13 protein-coding genes are annotated in these 17,022 nt (G+C 57.4%); 9 read left to right on the top strand and 4 right to left on the bottom strand.

Annotated features, from left to right (window positions below; all coding sequences use genetic code 11):
* Window positions 1-69: 69 nt before the first annotated feature.
* The 5 genes from hrcA (at window position 70) to ACQGQ5_RS07665 (ending at window position 5,575) form a co-directional block, all read left to right on the top strand.
* The gene (gene hrcA, locus ACQGQ5_RS07685) at window positions 70-1,101 is read left to right on the top strand and encodes a heat-inducible transcriptional repressor HrcA (protein ID WP_444658858.1); all 1,032 of its coding nucleotides are present in this window, start codon (window positions 70-72) and stop codon (window positions 1,099-1,101) included.
* 15 nt (window positions 1,102-1,116) lie between these two features.
* Complete coding sequence (gene grpE / locus ACQGQ5_RS07680) at window positions 1,117-1,734, top strand: nucleotide exchange factor GrpE (protein ID WP_444658857.1); 618 nt, start codon at window positions 1,117-1,119, stop codon at window positions 1,732-1,734.
* A gap of 82 nt (window positions 1,735-1,816) precedes the next feature.
* Window positions 1,817-3,658, top strand: coding sequence for a molecular chaperone DnaK (gene dnaK, locus ACQGQ5_RS07675; protein WP_455735942.1), 1,842 nt, complete (start codon window positions 1,817-1,819; stop codon window positions 3,656-3,658).
* A gap of 198 nt (window positions 3,659-3,856) precedes the next feature.
* Window positions 3,857-4,999, top strand: coding sequence for a molecular chaperone DnaJ (dnaJ, locus tag ACQGQ5_RS07670; protein WP_455735941.1), 1,143 nt, complete (start codon window positions 3,857-3,859; stop codon window positions 4,997-4,999).
* 279 nt (window positions 5,000-5,278) lie between these two features.
* Window positions 5,279-5,575, top strand: a complete 297-nt coding sequence (locus ACQGQ5_RS07665) for a hypothetical protein (protein ID WP_455735940.1) — start codon at window positions 5,279-5,281, stop codon at window positions 5,573-5,575.
* Between the two features lie 58 nt (window positions 5,576-5,633).
* Here the strand turns inward: ACQGQ5_RS07665 and secA are convergent, their stop codons facing one another.
* A complete protein-coding gene (gene secA / locus ACQGQ5_RS07660; protein ID WP_455735939.1) occupies window positions 5,634-8,378 on the bottom strand; it encodes a preprotein translocase subunit SecA in 2,745 nt (914 codons plus the stop codon).
* A gap of 395 nt (window positions 8,379-8,773) precedes the next feature.
* Between secA and ACQGQ5_RS07655 the strand changes: the two genes are divergently transcribed.
* The 4 genes from ACQGQ5_RS07655 (at window position 8,774) to ACQGQ5_RS07640 (ending at window position 12,145) form a co-directional block, all read left to right on the top strand.
* Window positions 8,774-9,466: an iron-sulfur cluster assembly scaffold protein gene (locus ACQGQ5_RS07655; RefSeq protein ID WP_455735938.1), complete on the top strand. Its 693-nt coding sequence runs from the start codon at window positions 8,774-8,776 to the stop codon at window positions 9,464-9,466.
* Between the two features lie 27 nt (window positions 9,467-9,493).
* The gene (locus tag ACQGQ5_RS07650; RefSeq protein WP_455735937.1) at window positions 9,494-10,501 is read left to right on the top strand and encodes a GGGtGRT protein; all 1,008 of its coding nucleotides are present in this window, start codon (window positions 9,494-9,496) and stop codon (window positions 10,499-10,501) included.
* A gap of 341 nt (window positions 10,502-10,842) precedes the next feature.
* Window positions 10,843-11,676 (top strand): GDSL-type esterase/lipase family protein, encoded by an 834-nt coding sequence (locus ACQGQ5_RS07645; RefSeq protein WP_455735936.1) that lies wholly within the window; start codon window positions 10,843-10,845, stop codon window positions 11,674-11,676.
* Entirely contained in the window at window positions 11,660-12,145 is a 486-nt protein-coding gene (locus tag ACQGQ5_RS07640; RefSeq protein ID WP_455735935.1) for a DUF4358 domain-containing protein, read from the top strand. The genes ACQGQ5_RS07645 and ACQGQ5_RS07640 overlap by 17 nt, the downstream gene beginning before the upstream one ends.
* Window positions 12,146-12,297: 152 nt before the next feature.
* Here the strand turns inward: ACQGQ5_RS07640 and ACQGQ5_RS07635 are convergent, their stop codons facing one another.
* The 3 genes from ACQGQ5_RS07635 to rlmB are packed head-to-tail and all read right to left on the bottom strand — an operon-like array spanning window position 12,298 to window position 16,835.
* Window positions 12,298-12,930 carry a YczE/YyaS/YitT family protein gene (locus tag ACQGQ5_RS07635; RefSeq protein ID WP_455735934.1) on the bottom strand — a complete coding sequence of 211 codons (633 nt, stop codon included), beginning with the start codon at window positions 12,928-12,930 and terminating at the stop codon, window positions 12,298-12,300.
* 28 nt (window positions 12,931-12,958) lie between these two features.
* On the bottom strand, window positions 12,959-16,051 hold the full coding sequence (locus ACQGQ5_RS07630; RefSeq protein WP_455735933.1) for a hypothetical protein: 3,093 nt from the start codon (window positions 16,049-16,051) through the stop codon (window positions 12,959-12,961).
* A gap of 16 nt (window positions 16,052-16,067) precedes the next feature.
* Window positions 16,068-16,835: a 23S rRNA (guanosine(2251)-2'-O)-methyltransferase RlmB gene (rlmB, locus tag ACQGQ5_RS07625; protein ID WP_455735932.1), complete on the bottom strand. Its 768-nt coding sequence runs from the start codon at window positions 16,833-16,835 to the stop codon at window positions 16,068-16,070.
* Between the last annotated feature and the right edge of the window lie 187 nt (window positions 16,836-17,022).

The following is a 17,022-nucleotide window of genomic DNA, read 5'->3' as shown; positions in this document are numbered from 1 at the left end:
TAAATTATTAATTAGATTTAGCACTCGAACTATTAGAGTGCTAAAATATAAAAAGGCGAGGTGAAAGGGTTGGAGTTAAGCGAACGGAAACAGAAAATTCTGGCGGCTGTCGTTGATTTATATGTCGCGACCGGCGAACCGGTGGGTTCCAAGGCGCTTTGCGACACCCTTGATTTCACCGTGTCCTCCGCGACGGTGCGCAATGAAATGAGCGACCTTGCGGAAATGGGGCTGCTGGAGCAGCCGCACACCTCCGCGGGAAGAATTCCTTCCCATAAGGGTTACCGCGTCTATATCGACACGCTGATGAAAAAGCATCCGGTTTCCAGGGAAGAGCAGCGCTATATCGACAGCCTGCTGCTGCCGAGCGCGTACGACCCCGAAAAGCTGCTGGACGGTGTTGCGCGGGCGCTGGCGGGAATGACCCGGTTCGCGGCCGTTTCCACCACGCCGAGCGGAAGCTCGGCGGACATCCGCGCCATTCAGTTTGTGCAGACCAGCCGCAGGACCGCGATGGCCATTCTGATGACCTCCGCGGGCACCATGAAAAGCCGCGTTTTCCACTGCGATTTCGATATTACCCCCGAGATCCTGCGCGTGTTTTTCAGGGTGCTGAACGAAAAGCTGGTCGGGCTGCCGGTTTCCACCGTTACGCCGGCGTACATTCAGTCCCTTGCCGCGTCCCTGGGAAACATGACGATGCTGATGAGCGACGCGCTGATGGCGGTGCTGGACGTGGCGCAGGACACCATGCAGACGGAGGTCTGTCTGGACGGGGAAATGAACCTTTTGTTCTGCAGCGAGCTGGGGCAGGCGGGTATCCGCCGCATTATGGATTTCCTCTCCCGGCCGCAGGAGCTTTCCCGCCTTCTGATGCAGCAGACCAACAGCATGAAGGTGCTGATCGGTCAGGAAAGCAAGCGGCCCGAGCTGAGCGAGTCCAGCGTGGTGGTCTCCCGGTACTCGGTCGGCGGCAGGGACGCGGGCGCGATCGCCATTATCGGCCCTACGCGCATGAACTACGGGAAGATCATTTCCAATATTGAATATCTCTCCGGCTCCGTCGGAAGAATGCTGACAGAGCTATTGGATATGGAATAGAAAGGGGTCACTGTTTTGGAAAAAAACCAAAAAGAACAAGTGGATAAAAAGCAGACGAAAGCTTCCGGAACGCCCGAAAAAACCTCTGCGGGCAAGCCGGAGGAAACCTCTAAGGCGGAGAAGGCCCGCGCCGGGGAAACTGCGGCGGCGGAAAATCCGGCCGGACAGGAAAAGCCGAAGGACGGTGCGCAGGCTCAGCTGGAGCAGGCGCAGGAGGAGCTGAAAAAGCAAAAAGAGCTTTTGCTCCGCACAGCCGCGGAATACGACAACTACCGCAAACGCACGGAACGCGAAAAAACAGCGGTATACGCCGACGCGACCGCCGCTGCGGTCACGGAGTTTTTACCCGTGGCGGATAACCTTGAACGGGCGCTGAAGCAGCGGGACTGCACCGTGGAGGACCTTCGCAAGGGGGTTGAAATGGTCGGCACGCAGCTGAAAGGGGCGCTCGCAAAGCTCGGCGTGACCGAGATGGGAGAAGCCGGGGAAGCCTTTGATCCGGATCTTCACAACGCGGTTTCCCACGTGGAGGACGAAAACGCCGGGGAAAACACCATTGTGCAGGTGTTCCAGAAGGGCTACAAAATCGGGGATAAGATCGTGCGCCACGCGATGGTGCAGGTCGCGAACTGATTTGGCTGATTTCAGGTAATTTTCAAAATTTTTCATAGATTGATTTTTCAATTTCAAAACTTATTTTTTGGAGGTAAACAGTATGTCAAAGACAATAGGCATAGACTTAGGCACTACCAATTCCTGCGTTGCGGTGATCGAGGGCGGCGAGCCGGTCGTCATTGCGAACGCGGAAGGCGCCAGAACCACCCCTTCCGTTGTTGCTTTTTCCAAAACGGGCGAGCGTATGGTCGGTCAGGTTGCGAAACGTCAGGCGATTACCAATCCGGACCGCACCGTGTCTTCCATAAAAAGAGAAATGGGTTCCAACTATAAGGTCAATATCGACGGGAAAAGCTTTACTCCTCAGGAAATTTCCGCAATGATCCTTCAGAAGCTGAAGGGCGACGCGGAAGCCTATCTGGGAGAAAAGGTCACCTCCGCGGTGATCACCGTCCCGGCGTATTTCACCGACGCACAGCGCCAGGCGACAAAGGACGCCGGTAAGATCGCCGGACTGGATGTAAAGCGTATCATCAACGAGCCGACGGCTGCCGCGCTTTCCTACGGCATCGACAAGGGCGAGGACCAGAAAATCATGGTTTACGACCTTGGCGGCGGTACATTTGATGTTTCCATTATCGAAATGGGCGACGGCGTACAGGAAGTTCTGGCCACTGCGGGCAACAACCGCCTCGGCGGCGACGACTTCGACAAGCGCGTCATGGACTGGATGACCTCCTCCTTCAAGGCGGAAACCGGCATTGACCTTTCCGGCGACAAGATGGCGATGCAGAGGCTGAAGGAAGCCGCCGAAAAAGCGAAGATCGAGCTTTCCGGCATGACCTCCAGCTCGATCAACCTGCCGTTTATCACGGCGGACGCCTCCGGCCCGAAGCACCTTGATCTGACCCTGACCAGGGCGAAGTTCAACGAGCTGACCGCGGACCTTGTGGAAAAGACCATGGGCCCGGTCCGTCAGGCGCTTTCCGATTCCGGGCTGAAGATCGAGCAGATCAACAAGGTTCTGCTGGTCGGCGGTTCCTCCAGGATCCCCGCCGTGCAGGACGCTGTCAAGGGCTTTACGGGAAAAGACCCGTTCAAGGGCATCAATCCGGACGAGTGCGTCGCCATCGGCGCGGCGATTCAGGCCGGCGTGCTGGGCGGCGAGGTCGAAGGCCTGCTGCTTCTGGACGTTACCCCGCTGTCCCTCGGCGTGGAGACCATGGGCGGCGTCATGACCAAGGTCATCGAGCGCAACACCACCATCCCGACCAAGAAGAGCCAGATCTTCTCCACCGCGGCGGACGGCCAGACCCAGGTTGAGGTCAACGTCCTGCAGGGCGAGCGCGAATTCGCCCGCGACAACAAGCAGCTCGGCCTGTTCAAGCTGGACGGCATTGCCCCGGCGCCGCGCGGAATCCCCCAGATCGAGGTCACCTTTGATATCGACGCCAACGGCATCGTCAACGTATCCGCCAAGGATATGGGCACAGGCAAGGAGCAGAAGATCACGATTTCCTCCAGCTCCAACATGAGCAAGGACGACATCAACAAGGCGGTTCAGGAAGCCGAGAAATTCGCGGCGGAGGATAAGAAGCACCGTGAGGAAGTCGACCAGAAGAACGAAGCGGAGAATATGTGCTACGCGGTTGAAAAGCTTCTTAAGGACAACGGCGACAAGATCGACGAGTCCGACAAATCCGACCTGAACGCAAAGGTCGCTTCCCTGAAAGAGGCCATCTCCGCGGGCAATGTCGACGATATGAAGACAGAGTCGGAAGAACTGCAGAAGGCGATGTACGCGGTGAGCGAAAAGCTCTATAAGAGCGCGGCGCCGCAGCAGCCGGCAGACGGCCAGCCCGTACCGCCCCAGGACGCGGCGAACGGCGGCAACGTCTACGACGCGGAGTACAAGGACGTAAACGACGACGACAAAAAGTAATCTTCGGCTTGCTTTTTACAATGAATAGCGATTCATGAAAGATGAATGACTGTGGTGGCCAGCTCTTCGTTTGGGGAGCTGGCAATCATGGGTTGAGCGGCAATTTCAGCGATGACAGTAAAATGCATTTTGAAGGAACGCCAAGGGACTCTTCCTCCTTCATTTATTCATTTTTCATTATTTTAGGAGTGATTTGGTTTGGCTGATAAAAGGGATTATTATGAAGTTATGGGCGTGCCGAAAAATGCCACGGACGAAGAGATCAAAAAAGCTTACCGCAAGCTTGCGAAGAAGTATCACCCGGATCTGAACCCGGGCGATAAGACAGCCGAGGCAAAATTCAAAGAGGTAAACGAAGCATACGAAGTGCTTTCCGATAAGGATAAAAAAGCGCGCTACGACCAGTTCGGCCACGCGGGCGTCGACCCCAACTTCGGCGGCGGTGCGGGCGGCGGAAGCCCCTTTACCGGCGACATTGATCTGGGCGACATATTCAACAGCTTTTTCGGCGGCGGTTTCGGCGGCGGCCATTCCGCCAACCCGAACGCGCCGCGGCGCGGCAGCGACACCGAAGCGACGGTGAACATAAGCTTTGAGGAAGCGGCAAAGGGCTGCCGCAAAAATATATCCTACCAGAAGATAGACACCTGCGGCGACTGCGGCGGCAGCGGCGCGAAAAAAGGAACCTCCGCGAAAACCTGCCCGAACTGCGGCGGGACGGGACAGGTGCGCATCAGCCAGCGCACGCCGTTCGGCGTGGTACAGACCAGTAGGAGCTGCGACCGCTGCGGCGGAACCGGAAAGGTGATCGACAGTCCCTGCGGGACCTGCGGCGGGACCGGGCGTGTCCGCCGGCAGAAAACGATCGAGGTCAACATCCCCGCCGGGATCGACAACGAGCAGATCCTCAGCGTAAGCGGACAGGGAAACGCCGGAACCAACGGCGGCCCGGGCGGCGACCTGCGCGTGTATGTCAATGTGCGGCCCCATCCCATTTTTGAGCGCCGCGGCAACGACATCTGGTGCGAGGTGCCGATTACCTATACCCAGGCGGCGCTCGGCGCGGAGGTCGTCGTGCCGACCATCGACGGCCGCGTCAGCTACCATGTGCGCGAGGGCACGCAGCCCGGCGACGTATTTAAGCTGAAGGGCAAGGGCATCCCCCGGATCGGCGGGCACGGGCGCGGCGACCAGTTCGTGCGCATGACGATCGAGGTGCCGAAAAACCTGACCCAGAAGCAAAAGGAAATTTTACAGGAATTCGACAATGTCGCCGAGGAAAAGAACTATCAGAAACGCAAGAATTTTATCGATAAGATCAAGGATATGTTTGGCGAATAAATCATCAGGGGCCTGCCAGGCGGTGGGCCCTTTTTGTCGGCCTGCTTATTGCCTAACCCGGCGCGACGGAGGGAGTCGATCACACATGCTGTCTGAGAGCATCGCCGTAGGCGCTTCCCGACCGGCAGGTCCGCTTCCCGACCGCGGTCCCTCACCGGGAGGTCAAAACTTTCGGACTCTGTATTGAACGGCGGATTTCCCGCATAGAATGGAAACAGGCAAAGGGAAACCGGGCCGCGGCGAGACACGCCGCGGCGGTCAGATGAGGAGGGCGGTCATATGGAGTATTTCGGTTTGTTTTTTCTGGCGGTCATCGTGGAAGGGGTCATTACCTATATCAACCAGTTTTTTGTCAAAGGGGTCCTGAAATGGGAAATGGTTTTTTCCATCCTGCTGGGCATATTCGTTTCCGTCGCCTACGGGGTCGACATGCTGGCCATGGTGGGGCTGAAAACCTCGGTCCCGCTTGTCGGCAGCATCCTGACGGGAATTCTCGTCAGCCGGGGAAGCAATTACGTGTTCGACCTGATCAAAACCCTCACTTCCGGACGCGGTGGAATGAAGACATCCAAATAGAAAACAGCATGGAGCTCAGCCGGACTCCATGCTGTTTTCTATTTTGAGCGGGGCTGGATTATTCATCCCTACCGCAGCATTTCTTATATTTTTTGCCGCTGCCGCACGGGCACGGGTCGTTGCGGCCCGGCTTCTTGCCTTTGCGTATGGTGCGGTTCGTGTCGCTGCCGTCGCCGCCGCTGCTCATGGTCGGCGTGGCGACCTGCTCGCGCTTCGGTTCTTCCGCGGAACGGAGCTGGACGGTGAGCATCATGCGCGCGGTGTTTTCGCGGATGGTCGCGATCATCGCGTCGAACATGTCGAAGCCTTCCAGACGGTACTCGACCACCGGGTCGTGCTGGCCGTAAGCGCGCAGGCGGATGCCCTTCTGCAGCTCTTCCATGGCGTCGATATGGTCCATCCACTCGGAATCGACGTTTTTCAGAAGGATGACGCGCTCGAGCTCGCGGGTGATTTCCTCGCCGAACTGCCGCTCGCGTTTTTCGTAAAGTGCTTTCGCCTTTTCGAACAGCTCGTTCCGGACATATTCGGGTTCCAGCTTTTCGATCTCTTCCTTGGTGTACACCAGATCCGCCGGGGTGAGCAGCCAGCCCATGTAGTGGTCGCGCAGGCCCTGGAAATTCCAGTCGTCGTGCAGCGCGTTCTCGGGCATGTACTGGTGGACCTGGGATTCGATGGCCTGCTCGATCATCTTGATGATCTGGTCCTTGATATTTTCTCCGTTCAGCACCTGGTCGCGCTGGCCGTAGATGATTTCACGCTGGCGGCTCATAACGTCGTCGAACTGGAGGACGTTTTTGCGGATGCCGAAGTTGCGGCCTTCGATCTTGCGCTGGGCGCCCTCAATGGTGTTGCTGAGCATTTTGTTTTCGATCGGGGTGCTCTCGTCCACGTTCAGGCGTTCCATCAGGTTATTGATGCGCTCTCCGCCGAACAGACGCATGAGATCGTCTTCCAGCGAAATGTAGAAACGGCTCATACCGGGGTCGCCCTGACGGCCGGAACGTCCGCGCAGCTGGTTGTCGATACGGCGGGATTCGTGGCGCTCCGTGCCGATGATGTAAAGGCCGCCGGCGGTTTTGACCTCTTCCGCTTCCTGTTTGATCTGAGCCTTGTATTTTTCATTCAGCTCCGCAAAGGTTTTGCGGGCGTTTAAAACTTCCCCATCCGCTGTCTCGGAGTAGGCGGTGGATTCGCTGATGAGCTCTTCCGAAAACTGCAGGCGGCGCATTTCGGACTTCGCCATATATTCGCTGTTGCCGCCCAGCACAATGTCGGTGCCGCGTCCGGCCATGTTGGTGGCGATGGTGACGGCGCCCCTGTGGCCGGCCTGCGCGACGATTTCCGCTTCCTTGTCGTGGTATTTCGCGTTCAGCACTTCGTGCCTGACGCCGCGGCGGCGCAGCAGCGCGCTGAGCTCTTCCGACTTCTCAATGGAAATGGTGCCGACCAGAACCGGCTGCCCGTTCTCATGATGCTCGATGATATCCTCGATGACCGCGTTGAACTTCGCTTTTTCCGTCTTATAGACAACATCCGGGAAGTCCTTGCGGACCATCGGCTTGTTGGTCGGGACCTCGACGACGTCCAGCTTGTAGATTTCACGGAATTCTTCCTCTTCCGTCATGGCGGTTCCGGTCATACCGGAAAGCTTGTCGTATAGCCGGAAGAAATTCTGGAAGGTGATCGTGGCGAGCGTCTTGCTTTCGTGCGCGACCTTTACGCCCTCCTTGGCCTCGATCGCCTGATGCAGGCCCTCGTTGTAGCGGCGGCCGTACATCAGACGGCCGGTGAACTCGTCGACGATGATGACTTCGCCGTCCTTGACGACGTAGTCGATATCCTTCTGCATGACGCCGCGCGCCTTGATCGCCTGATTGATGTGGTGCTGGATCGTAATGTTGTCGGCATCGGTCAGGTTGTCAAGCTTGAAATAGGCTTCGCCCTTTTTCACGCCGGACTGCGTCAGCGTGGCGGTCTTTGCTTTTTCATCCACAATGTAATCGGCGCCCTTGTACAGCTCGTCGTTGTCCTCTTTGTCGTTCAGCTCCGCGACCTTCACCATTTTCAGGGTCTGCGCGAAGTGGTCCGCCACATTGTAAAGCTCCGTGGATTTGTCGCCCTGGCCGGAAATGATCAGCGGGGTGCGCGCCTCGTCGATGAGGATGGAGTCCACTTCGTCGACGATGGCGAAGTTGTGGCCGCGCTGCACTTTGTTTTCCTTGTAAATGACCATGTTGTCGCGCAGGTAGTCGAAGCCGTACTCATTGTTCGTGCCGTAGGTGATGTCGGCGTTATACGCCTTCTTGCGCTCGTCGTTTTCCAGATCGTGTACGATCAGGCCGACGCTCAGGCCCAGAAAGCGGTAGATCTTGCCCATCCATTCGGAGTCGCGGCGGGCAAGGTAGTCATTGACGGTTACGACATGAACGCCCTTTCCGGAAAGGGCGTTCAAGTAGGCCGGAAGGGTGGCGACCAAGGTTTTTCCTTCGCCGGTCTTCATTTCGCTGATGCGGCCCTGGTGGAGCACGATCCCGCCGATGATCTGTACCGGGAAGTGGCGCATCCCCAGAACGCGGTCCGAAGCCTCGCGGCAGACCGCGAAAGCGTCCGGCAGGATGCCGTCGAGCGTTTCCCCGTTCGACAGGCGCTCCTTCAGCGCGGGGGTCTGGGCAATCAGCTCTTCGTTGGACATCCCTTTATACTTGTCCTCCAGTGCCAGAACGGCATCACAGATTGGCTGAATGCGCTTCAGCTCGCGTTTGCTGTAATTGCCGAAAAAGGCAGTCAGAATATTACTCATAAAGTCACCTCTGAAATATCATAAAAATCAATTTATGGATTTTGCATATAAAATCAGTATAGCATACGGTCCGATAAAAATAAAGAAGAATTCATGAACATTGACCCGGCCGGTACCCTGCCCGCCGTCCGCGCCGAACCGGTCCGTAACCCGCCGCCCCGGTTTGTCTCTATCGCAGCATTTTTCGACGGCTCATACAAGAATCCGACTTTTATTTTTTTATGGGATTTTATGGCAGGATTTCAAGCCCCGGATTCCCTGCTTTTTATTTGTTAAATTATTAATTATCGGGCATGTTTCTATTGATAAAAGGCGAAAAATAAACTATAATAAAACAGTATGTTTGGTTGTATGGTAATAATAAAACCAACACTGAAACCGAAAGGAGTACCGATATGAATTATTCCCCAGAAGTGGAAAAAATGTGTACTGTAACAAAGGGACCAAAACACGGCCCCGCACCGATTCCTGAAGAAGGAAAATGGGTCAAGGCATATGAAATCAAGGATATATCCGGTTTGAGCCACGGCATTGGCTGGTGCGCTCCGCAGCAGGGCGCCTGCAAGCTGACTCTGAATGTGAAGGAAGGTATTGTACAGGAGGCTCTGGTGGAAACCATCGGCTGCTCCGGCATGACCCACTCCGCGGCGATGGCCGCCGAAATCCTGCCGGGCAAAACCATGCTCGAGTGCCTGAACACGGACCTTGTCTGCGACGCGATCAACGTCGCCATGAGGGAAATCTTCAAGCAGCTCGCCTACGGCCGCAGCCAGACGGCGTTTTCCGAGGGCGGGCTTCCGATCGGCGCGGGTCTGGAGGACCTTGGCAAGGGGCTCCGCTCCCAGGTCGGCACCATGTACAGCACCGGCGCGAAGGGCGTCCGCTACATGGAAATGGCGGAGGGTTATGTTTTGAAAACCGCGCTGGATGAGAACAACGAGGTAATCGGTTATCAGTTTGTCAAGCTCGGCAAGATGATGGAGGACATCCGTCACGGCGTGAGCCCCGAAGAGGCTTATAAAAAGAATATCGGTCAGTACGGCCGCTTTGACAACGCGGCAAAGTATATTGACCCGCGTGAAGAATAATAAAGACCATAAAGGAGGACAAACTATATGGCTAACGATGTCATGTTTGAAGGAAAAGAAAGAAGAATGGCCAAAATAGAGAAGTGTCTTGCCGAGTATGGCCTTGCCAGCCTCGAAGACGCTCGCGACCTTTGCCTTTCCAAAGGAATCGATGTAGATAAAATTGTCAAGGGCGTACAGCCCATCGCGTTTGAGAACGCAAGCTGGGCCTATACCCTCGGCTGCGCGATCGGCCTCAAGACCGGCGTAAAGTCCGCCGCAGAGGCCGCGGAAAAGATCGGGGCAGGCCTCGAAGCGTTCTGCGTTCCCGGTTCCGTCGCCGAGCAGAGAAAAGTCGGCCTGGGCCACGGCAACCTGGGCGCCATGCTCCTGCGTGACGAGACGAAGTGCTTTGCTTTCCTCGCGGGCCACGAATCCTTTGCCGCCGCCGAAGGCGCCATCGGTATTGCCCGCACCGCGAACCGCGCCCGCAAGGAGCCGCTCCGGATCATCCTGAACGGCCTCGGCAAGGACGCCGCGTATATCATTTCAAGAGTCAACGGCTTTACCTATGTAAAGACCGATTTCGACTTCTTCAACGACGAGCTGAAGGTTGTTGAGACAAGAGCTTTCTCCGACGGTGAGCGCGCGGCGGTCAAGTGCTACGGCGCGAACGACGTCCGCGAGGGCGTTGCGATCATGCAGGCGGAGGGCGTCGACGTTTCCATCACCGGCAACTCCACCAACCCGACCCGCTTCCAGCATCTGGTCGCCGGCACCTACAAGAAGTGGGCGCAGGAAAACGGCAGGAAGTATTTCTCCGTCGCCAGCGGCGGCGGCACCGGCCGCACCCTGCATCCGGACAACATGGGCGCCGGCCCCGCTTCCTACGGACTGACGGATTCCATGGGACGCATGCACGGCGACGCTCAGTTTGCCGGCTCCTCTTCCGTTCCCGCGCACGTGGAAATGATGGGCCTGATCGGCATGGGCAACAACCCGATGGTCGGCGCTACGGTGGCCTGTGCGGTCGCGGTTTTCGAGGCGCAGAAATAAGCTTTTGGAAGAAGCAACCGTTACAGGTCTGTGACAATCCGAAGCAAATGATAACAATGATTACAAGGGCATGACAGTTTTGTCATACCCTTGTTTTGTACTTCCCAAAAAACAGGTTTTGGGGTATAATAAAACCTGTTCGAACGTTCCAGAATAAGCACGGCAGTGAGCGCAACAAATCAAGAGGGAGTATCGAATTACGGCTTTTTTAATGGGGAATCAGAAAAACCGTTTGAAATATCGTCACTTTATTTTGCAAATGGCTGTCAGTAAACGCGGGGAGCGGTTATATGCAGGTTACAAGGTACAAACAATACAAGAGAAGGCGCTTTTTCCGGAGATTGGTCATTTGCATCCTTCTGGCCGGGGTCCTGTATCTGATCGGGCTGGGCGCTTTTGCCGCCTTCCGGGGAATCGGCCAGATGGCCCACGGCGCCTCGCGGACGCAGAGCTCCGTTTCGGAGACGGTGAGCAGCGCGCCGCCGGCCAGCAGCAGCCCGTCAAAGGCGGAGTCGGCGTCGGCCAGCCATCCGCCCGAGGTGATTTCGTCGCCCGCCGTACCGCTCAGCAGCACCCCGCGGGACGCCGTCGCTCCGACGGGATATTTTGACGACGCGCTGCTGATCGGGGACAGCCGTACGGAGGCGCTGCGAAATTACGACGGGCTGGACAACGCGACCTATTACGCCGTGAAAGGGCTGATGGTCAGCACGATCTTCACGAAGCCGTCCATTGAAATCCACGGTAAAAAATTGCCGGTGATGCAGGCGCTTAAAGAAGAGAAATACGGGAAAATCTATATTATGCTGGGCGTAAACGAGCTTGGCTGGAGCAGCTTCAACACCTTTATTCAGGACTACCAGAAGGTCATTGACGGAATCAAAACCAGCCAGCCGGGCGCTGTGATTTACGTGCAGTCCATCCTTCCGGTAACGGCGAAAAAATCCGAAACGGATAAGGTGTACAACAACCAGAAAATCGAAGCCTACAATCAAGCGATCGAGGAGATGGCCGCGAAAAGCAGGGTGCGCTATCTCGCGGTCAATACGGCGGTTTCCGATTCGGAGGGAAACCTGCCCGAAGACGCTTCGGTCGACGGAGTGCATTTGAATGGGGAATACTGTAAAAAATGGTGCGAGTATTTGCGGACGCACACGAATGGGGAAAGGGATTAGGAAGAAAATGAAGAGAGCGATCATGGTGATTCTGGCGGGCGCGCTGCTGTTTGCGGCGGGCTGTGCCGCGGGCGCCCCGAAGTCGGTGGACACCGGGGAGGCTGCGGAAAAACTGATATCCTCGATCCGGTTTGCGGATCAAATGTCGAAGCTCGACGGCAAAACGGCGCTCAAGCTGTACGGGCTTGACGAAAGCACCGTTTCCAGATCGGACGTTTATGAAAGCACCGGGGCCACGGCGGAGGAAGTGGCGGTTTTTGAAGCGAAGGACGAAGCTTCCGCCGGGAAGGTGGAAGAGGCCGCGCAGAACAGAATAGAAGACCAGCGGGCCGGTTTCACGGATTATCAGCCGCAGGAAATGGCGAAGCTGAAATCGCCCGTTCTGGTGAAAAGCGGAAAATATGTCGTCCTGTGCGTGTCCGACGACAACGCCGGAGCGCAGAAAATCATCGACGGCTTTCTGGAATAGCCGGTTCGCGGAAAGCGGCGCGCGCCGAAACATCTCTTCGCTTAGAATTTCAACTTTTGTATATTTTCTGGGCATGAAATGACCTCCTGTCGTAGTTTCCATTCTACAACAGGAGGTCTCTTTTTTCACTGCCCGTTTTTTCGGGTCTTTTTTTATTTGCTCATCGGGGGTTTCCCTTCAAGGGGAAACCATTTCGGCATCCGGTCGCCGAAAAATTTGATCAGCGGCCCCATGCAGAACGCGGTGATGACGGTGCCGATCCCCGCCACGCCGCCAAAAAAAGCGCCGAGGAGGACGGCCGTAACGTCGTAACCGATGCGGCACCAGCGGTACTGCGCGTGAAGGAAGCGGGCGAGAATGAAGCCGATGCTGTCGTAGGGTGAAACGCCCAGATCGGGATACATGTAAAGCGCGGCGGTAAAAGCGAGAATGCCGATGCCCAGAAGCATGCAGGCGATCCTGAGGTAGAGCGGCGGCTCCGGCGGCAGGAAAAAGGTGTAGAGCCAGCTGAAAAAATCCACCAGAAAGCCGATGGCGACCATATTGACGATCGTGCCGAAGCCGATCTTGTCGCGGGCGAAGAAAAAGGTGAAAACCAGCACGATGCTGTTCATGATCAGCTGCCATACGCCGAAGCTCATGCCGAGCAGATGCGCCAGCCCGGTGTTCATACAGGTGCAGGGGTCCGTTCCCAGGCGGGCATATACGGAAAGGGACACGGCAAAGCCCATGATCAGGGTGCCGACGCACACCATCGCCATGCGCTTGCAAAGGTCTTTGTTCATATGTTCGCTCTCACAATCCGTGTCAAAATCAAGGCTTGCGAAGCCTGGGCACAATCAGGATTGCTGCCGCCCAGAACAGCTCGTAAATCATCAGCGCGGTGACGGTCAGCTGGCCAAGCCCCGAGTAGCAGGTCAAAAACGCGACCAGCAGAAAGCCGAGAATCACCGCGACGTTCTGCAGGGCAAGCGCGATGGAGATGTTGCTGCGCTGGCGGACGCACGCCGTCAGCAGACGCATCATGGCGGTCGGCCTGCCCTTTGTGGCCATGACCGCTTCGGAGCGTTCCTGCGGGGAAGCCGTCATTTCGGTATAGAGGCTCCCCAGCCGCTCCGGCAGTACGCGCACGGAGTGTTCGTCCAGCCCGAAGCATTCCGCGAGCAGAGCCGGGGTGATGTTCGGGTCGCAGGTGCGCACGATCAGGCTGATGCCGTTGTCCTCCATGCGCCTTAGCTCCATTGCGCGGCGGCGGTCGGAATTGTAGGAGACAACGAACATGGCGACCAGCTCCCCGCCGGAGGCCAGATAAACGATCCTCTTTCCGGTGCGGATGTATTTTTCCTCATAGTCGCGCGAGGGCGGCTCAATACCGTGGGCTTCCATCAGTTTTCGGCTGCCCACCAGAATCCTTCGCCCGGAAACCCACCCGGTAACGCCCTTGTCGTCCTCATAGACCGTATTGTCGATTTTCGGCAGCATGTCGCGGCGGCTCTTGATGATCTGGTCGAACAGGTCGCTTAACGGCCCGCCCACCGCGCACATCAGGGCGGTGGCGTCCACAATGGCGTCGTCGATGCGCTGCCCGCCGAAGGTCTTGATCGCGTTCAGCACGACGGTGCCCTTGGGGAACAGCTCTTTCGCGTCCACCAGCACGGCGTTGACCCCGCTGAACCGGTCGATCGCCGGATAGCCGACGATCATCGCGCCGCAGCGGGCGGCGATGCGGCTGACCCGGTTGACCGGAAGGTTGACGCTGAGCATATTGACAAAGGGGACGCAGACGCACGCGGCGGCCGCGAAGGCGGTCAGCGCGCTGAAAATATCCTTAAATAACAGGAGCGTAACGATGCACAGTATGAGAGAAGATACGAATCCGATGGGAGCGGCTATCTGCGAGGACTGCTCGCTTGGGTCCGGCTCATAGGAAAGGCTTAAAAACTGTTTTAAAAAATTCGTCTTTGTCTGATAGGCGACGACCGGCGCGTCCATCACGCAGCCGCTCGTCATCTGCAGCGCGATGTTGTGGTCGTCAAAAAGCTGCACGGCCTGTTTCTGGTCGGGCGCGGCGACAAAATGGAAATTGCGGTCGATCCTCCTGGCAAAGCTGAGCTTCCCCGCGGCGTTTAAAAACAGGGCCATGACCACAAGGATGGAGTACAGATGCAGATTTCCCGCCTGCAGGCTCTGCACGGAAAACAGCAGGGAAATATTCTGGACGAGCGCGGCGATATCCGCAACGGCGACGCCGCTGTCCGCGTTTGCCTGGAACGTGACCAGCCCCTTTAATCCGTTCAGGATGGGCGTAATGCTGAAAGCGGTGGCGGTCAGCAGGAATACAAGGTTCAGAATTATGTACGGCTGCGCTCCCGTCCAGTCCCGGACCATTTCCGGCAGCAGGGAGGAATGATCCCGCAGGATACCGAAGATCAGGAGAATCGCAAAGCTGATGCCCGCAACGGCCAGCCGGAGATACAGCGTCCGGATATTGGCGCTGAGGTCGTGGAAGATGGAGGGGGCGTCCGACGGACTCTGGTAGTCGTCCAGCTCCTCCGGTTCGCCGGGCAGGTTGTCAGTGGAGTCGTTTTCCTCCTCTTCATTTCCAAACACGCTGAAGCTCTTCTTTTTCGCCGGCTTGGTTCCGTCCGGTTCCTCGGGCCGCAAAGAGCTTTCGGGCGCCTCCCCTTCTTCGGGATCCACAGCAAGGGAGGGAACGGGCTCGGGGAAGGGGATGGGCTGCGGAGCTTCCTCGGAAAAATCTTCCGTCCGCTCCGCGCCTTCCTCCGGAACGCCCGCGCCGCCGGACGGTTCGACGGGAATCCGGATCGGCGGCGGAGGCTGCTTCGGCTTGGCGGGCGGATAGCCCGCCGCCGCTTCAGACAAAACTTCCTCATAATTATTCAGCTGGATAAAATGAACGGGCTTTCTGAAATCCGCCCGGTAGCCGCGGACGTTTTCCGCCGACCGCGGCACCGGCTTGTCCGGTTCCCTGACGGGGGGCGGGAGCGGAACCTCTTCCTTTACCGCCGGCGCCGCCACGGGCTCCTTGACCGGCTCTTCCGGAAGCCGGCAGCGGATGGAAGGAACGGCGTCGGGCCGGAACGGCGTCTGCGGGGTCATCGGCGGGGCCGACGGCTGGAACACCGGTTCCGGGTGAGGCTCGCGTATTTCCGGCTGCGGCGCGGGGCCGGGCGCTATCTCCGGCTTTGGCTGGGGAGCCGGGCCGGGGGCGGGCTGCGGCGCGGGAGGAATCACGGTCGGAGCATACGGCTCCTGGGGCTCCTCCGGCTCCGGCGGCGGTTCTTTCGCCTTCGGACCTTCGCCGGACGGCTGGTCCTCGTACAGGGAAAAAATATCGTCCTCATCCAGGCCGACCTGGCTCATGATTTTTTTCACACGCTTTTTGCGTTCGCTGTGAAGGCGCTCGAACCGTTTGGCAACCTCGTCGTCCACCACGTCGTCGCCGGTTTCGCTGAAGAGATAGGAAAAGACCGGATCTCCCTCTTTCTTTTCCGGACGGGGCACGGGGGTCTCTATTTTTCCGTATTCTTCGCGGTAATCCTCCAGCGACCGCAGCTGGAGGCCGTAGTAAATGTCCCGGTCCTCCTCCGGCTCCGGAAAGTCCCGTTTGCGGCGTTTGAAAAGTCCCCTGCCGCGGCCCTTGGTTCTTTCCGGTTCCGGCGCGGCGGGGTGCTCCGGCAGAGAGGACACTTTTGCGTCCAGAGCGATTTTTGCCTGCCGGGCAATTTCCTCCGGCGTGGCAACCGCCTTTTTTCGTCCCGGAACAGCCTTTGCCTTTTGTTCGGTGGGCGCAGGCTCCTGTTTTCCTGTTTCCAAAGTGCGCGCTTCCGCTAAAATCTCGTCTAACGAAAATTTGTCGCGCGGAGCTTTTTGTTTGTCGCCCATATTGATCGCTCCTGTATTATTTTGTCTTAATCCCACTGCGCTGGCGTGCAATTTCATAACAGATGATGCCGCAGGCGACCGAAGCATTAAGCGAATTTATTTTACCCTTCATCGGCAAAGATATGACAAAATCACATTTTTCTTTTACCAACCGACCGACGCCCGCGCCCTCGGAGCCGATCACAACGGCGGCCGGGCCGGAATAATCCACGCCGCACCAGGGCTCTCCGTCCATATCGGCGGCGTAAATCCAGACGCCGCGCTTTTTCAGCTCGTCGATGGCGGCGGTGATGTTCGTCACCCTCGCCACCGGAACGTATTCCACCGCGCCCGCGCTGGCCTTTCCGACCGCGTAGGTCAGACCCGCCGCACGCCGCTTGGGAATGATGACGCCGTGCGCGCCGGCGCATTCCGCCACCCGCAGGACCGCGCCCAGATTGTGCGGGTCCTCCAGCTCGTCCGCCACAATGATGAACGGGGGCTCGTTCCGCTCTTCGGCGAGCCGGAAAATATCGTCGACGGTCGCGTATTCCCTGACCGCCGCCACGGCGACCACGCCCTGATGATTGGCGTTGCCGCACAGGAAATCCAGCTTTTTGCCGTCCGCTTCCTTAATGGCGATCCCTTTCTCCTTTGCCTTGGCGATCAGCGCGCTCAGGCTGCCGGTGTGCGCCCCGCGGACGACGTAAAGGCTGTCGATGCTGCGCCCGCTGCGCATGGCTTCGCTCACGGCGTTCCTTCCCGCGATAATGTCGTCGCCGCGCTGCTTTTTCTCTTCATTCATCTATTTTTACTCCCTGTTTTCATAAATATGGCACAATCTTCCAAAATTCGCCCGGAGTTCCGGGAAAGGGCGGATTTTCCCCGCCTGCTTTGAATTTCAAATTAACTATACATTTTCTATTTTAGCAGATATAGACATGCCCGTCAATGCGCGGAACTTCAAAACTTTTCCGGTTTGCTCATACTTT

The sequence above is a fragment of the Caproiciproducens sp. genome, from assembly GCF_053840905.1.
This window is presented reverse-complemented; position numbering and strand designations above follow the sequence as displayed.

What these genes read in the sequence shown, in the direction of transcription:
- dnaK (WP_455735942.1), top strand. Translation starts at nt 1,817, where the DNA reads ATGTCAAAGACAATAGGCATAGACTTAGGCACTACCAATTCCTGCGTT.
- ACQGQ5_RS07665 (WP_455735940.1), top strand. Translation starts at nt 5,279, where the DNA reads ATGGAGTATTTCGGTTTGTTTTTTCTGGCGGTCATCGTGGAAGGGGTC.
- secA (WP_455735939.1), bottom strand. Translation starts at nt 8,378, where the DNA reads ATGAGTAATATTCTGACTGCCTTTTTCGGCAATTACAGCAAACGCGAG.
- ACQGQ5_RS07655 (WP_455735938.1), top strand. Translation starts at nt 8,774, where the DNA reads ATGAATTATTCCCCAGAAGTGGAAAAAATGTGTACTGTAACAAAGGGA.
- ACQGQ5_RS07650 (WP_455735937.1), top strand. Translation starts at nt 9,494, where the DNA reads ATGGCTAACGATGTCATGTTTGAAGGAAAAGAAAGAAGAATGGCCAAA.
- ACQGQ5_RS07640 (WP_455735935.1), top strand. Translation starts at nt 11,660, where the DNA reads ATGGGGAAAGGGATTAGGAAGAAAATGAAGAGAGCGATCATGGTGATT.
- ACQGQ5_RS07635 (WP_455735934.1), bottom strand. Translation starts at nt 12,930, where the DNA reads ATGAACAAAGACCTTTGCAAGCGCATGGCGATGGTGTGCGTCGGCACC.
- ACQGQ5_RS07630 (WP_455735933.1), bottom strand. Translation starts at nt 16,051, where the DNA reads ATGGGCGACAAACAAAAAGCTCCGCGCGACAAATTTTCGTTAGACGAG.
- rlmB (WP_455735932.1), bottom strand. Translation starts at nt 16,835, where the DNA reads ATGAATGAAGAGAAAAAGCAGCGCGGCGACGACATTATCGCGGGAAGG.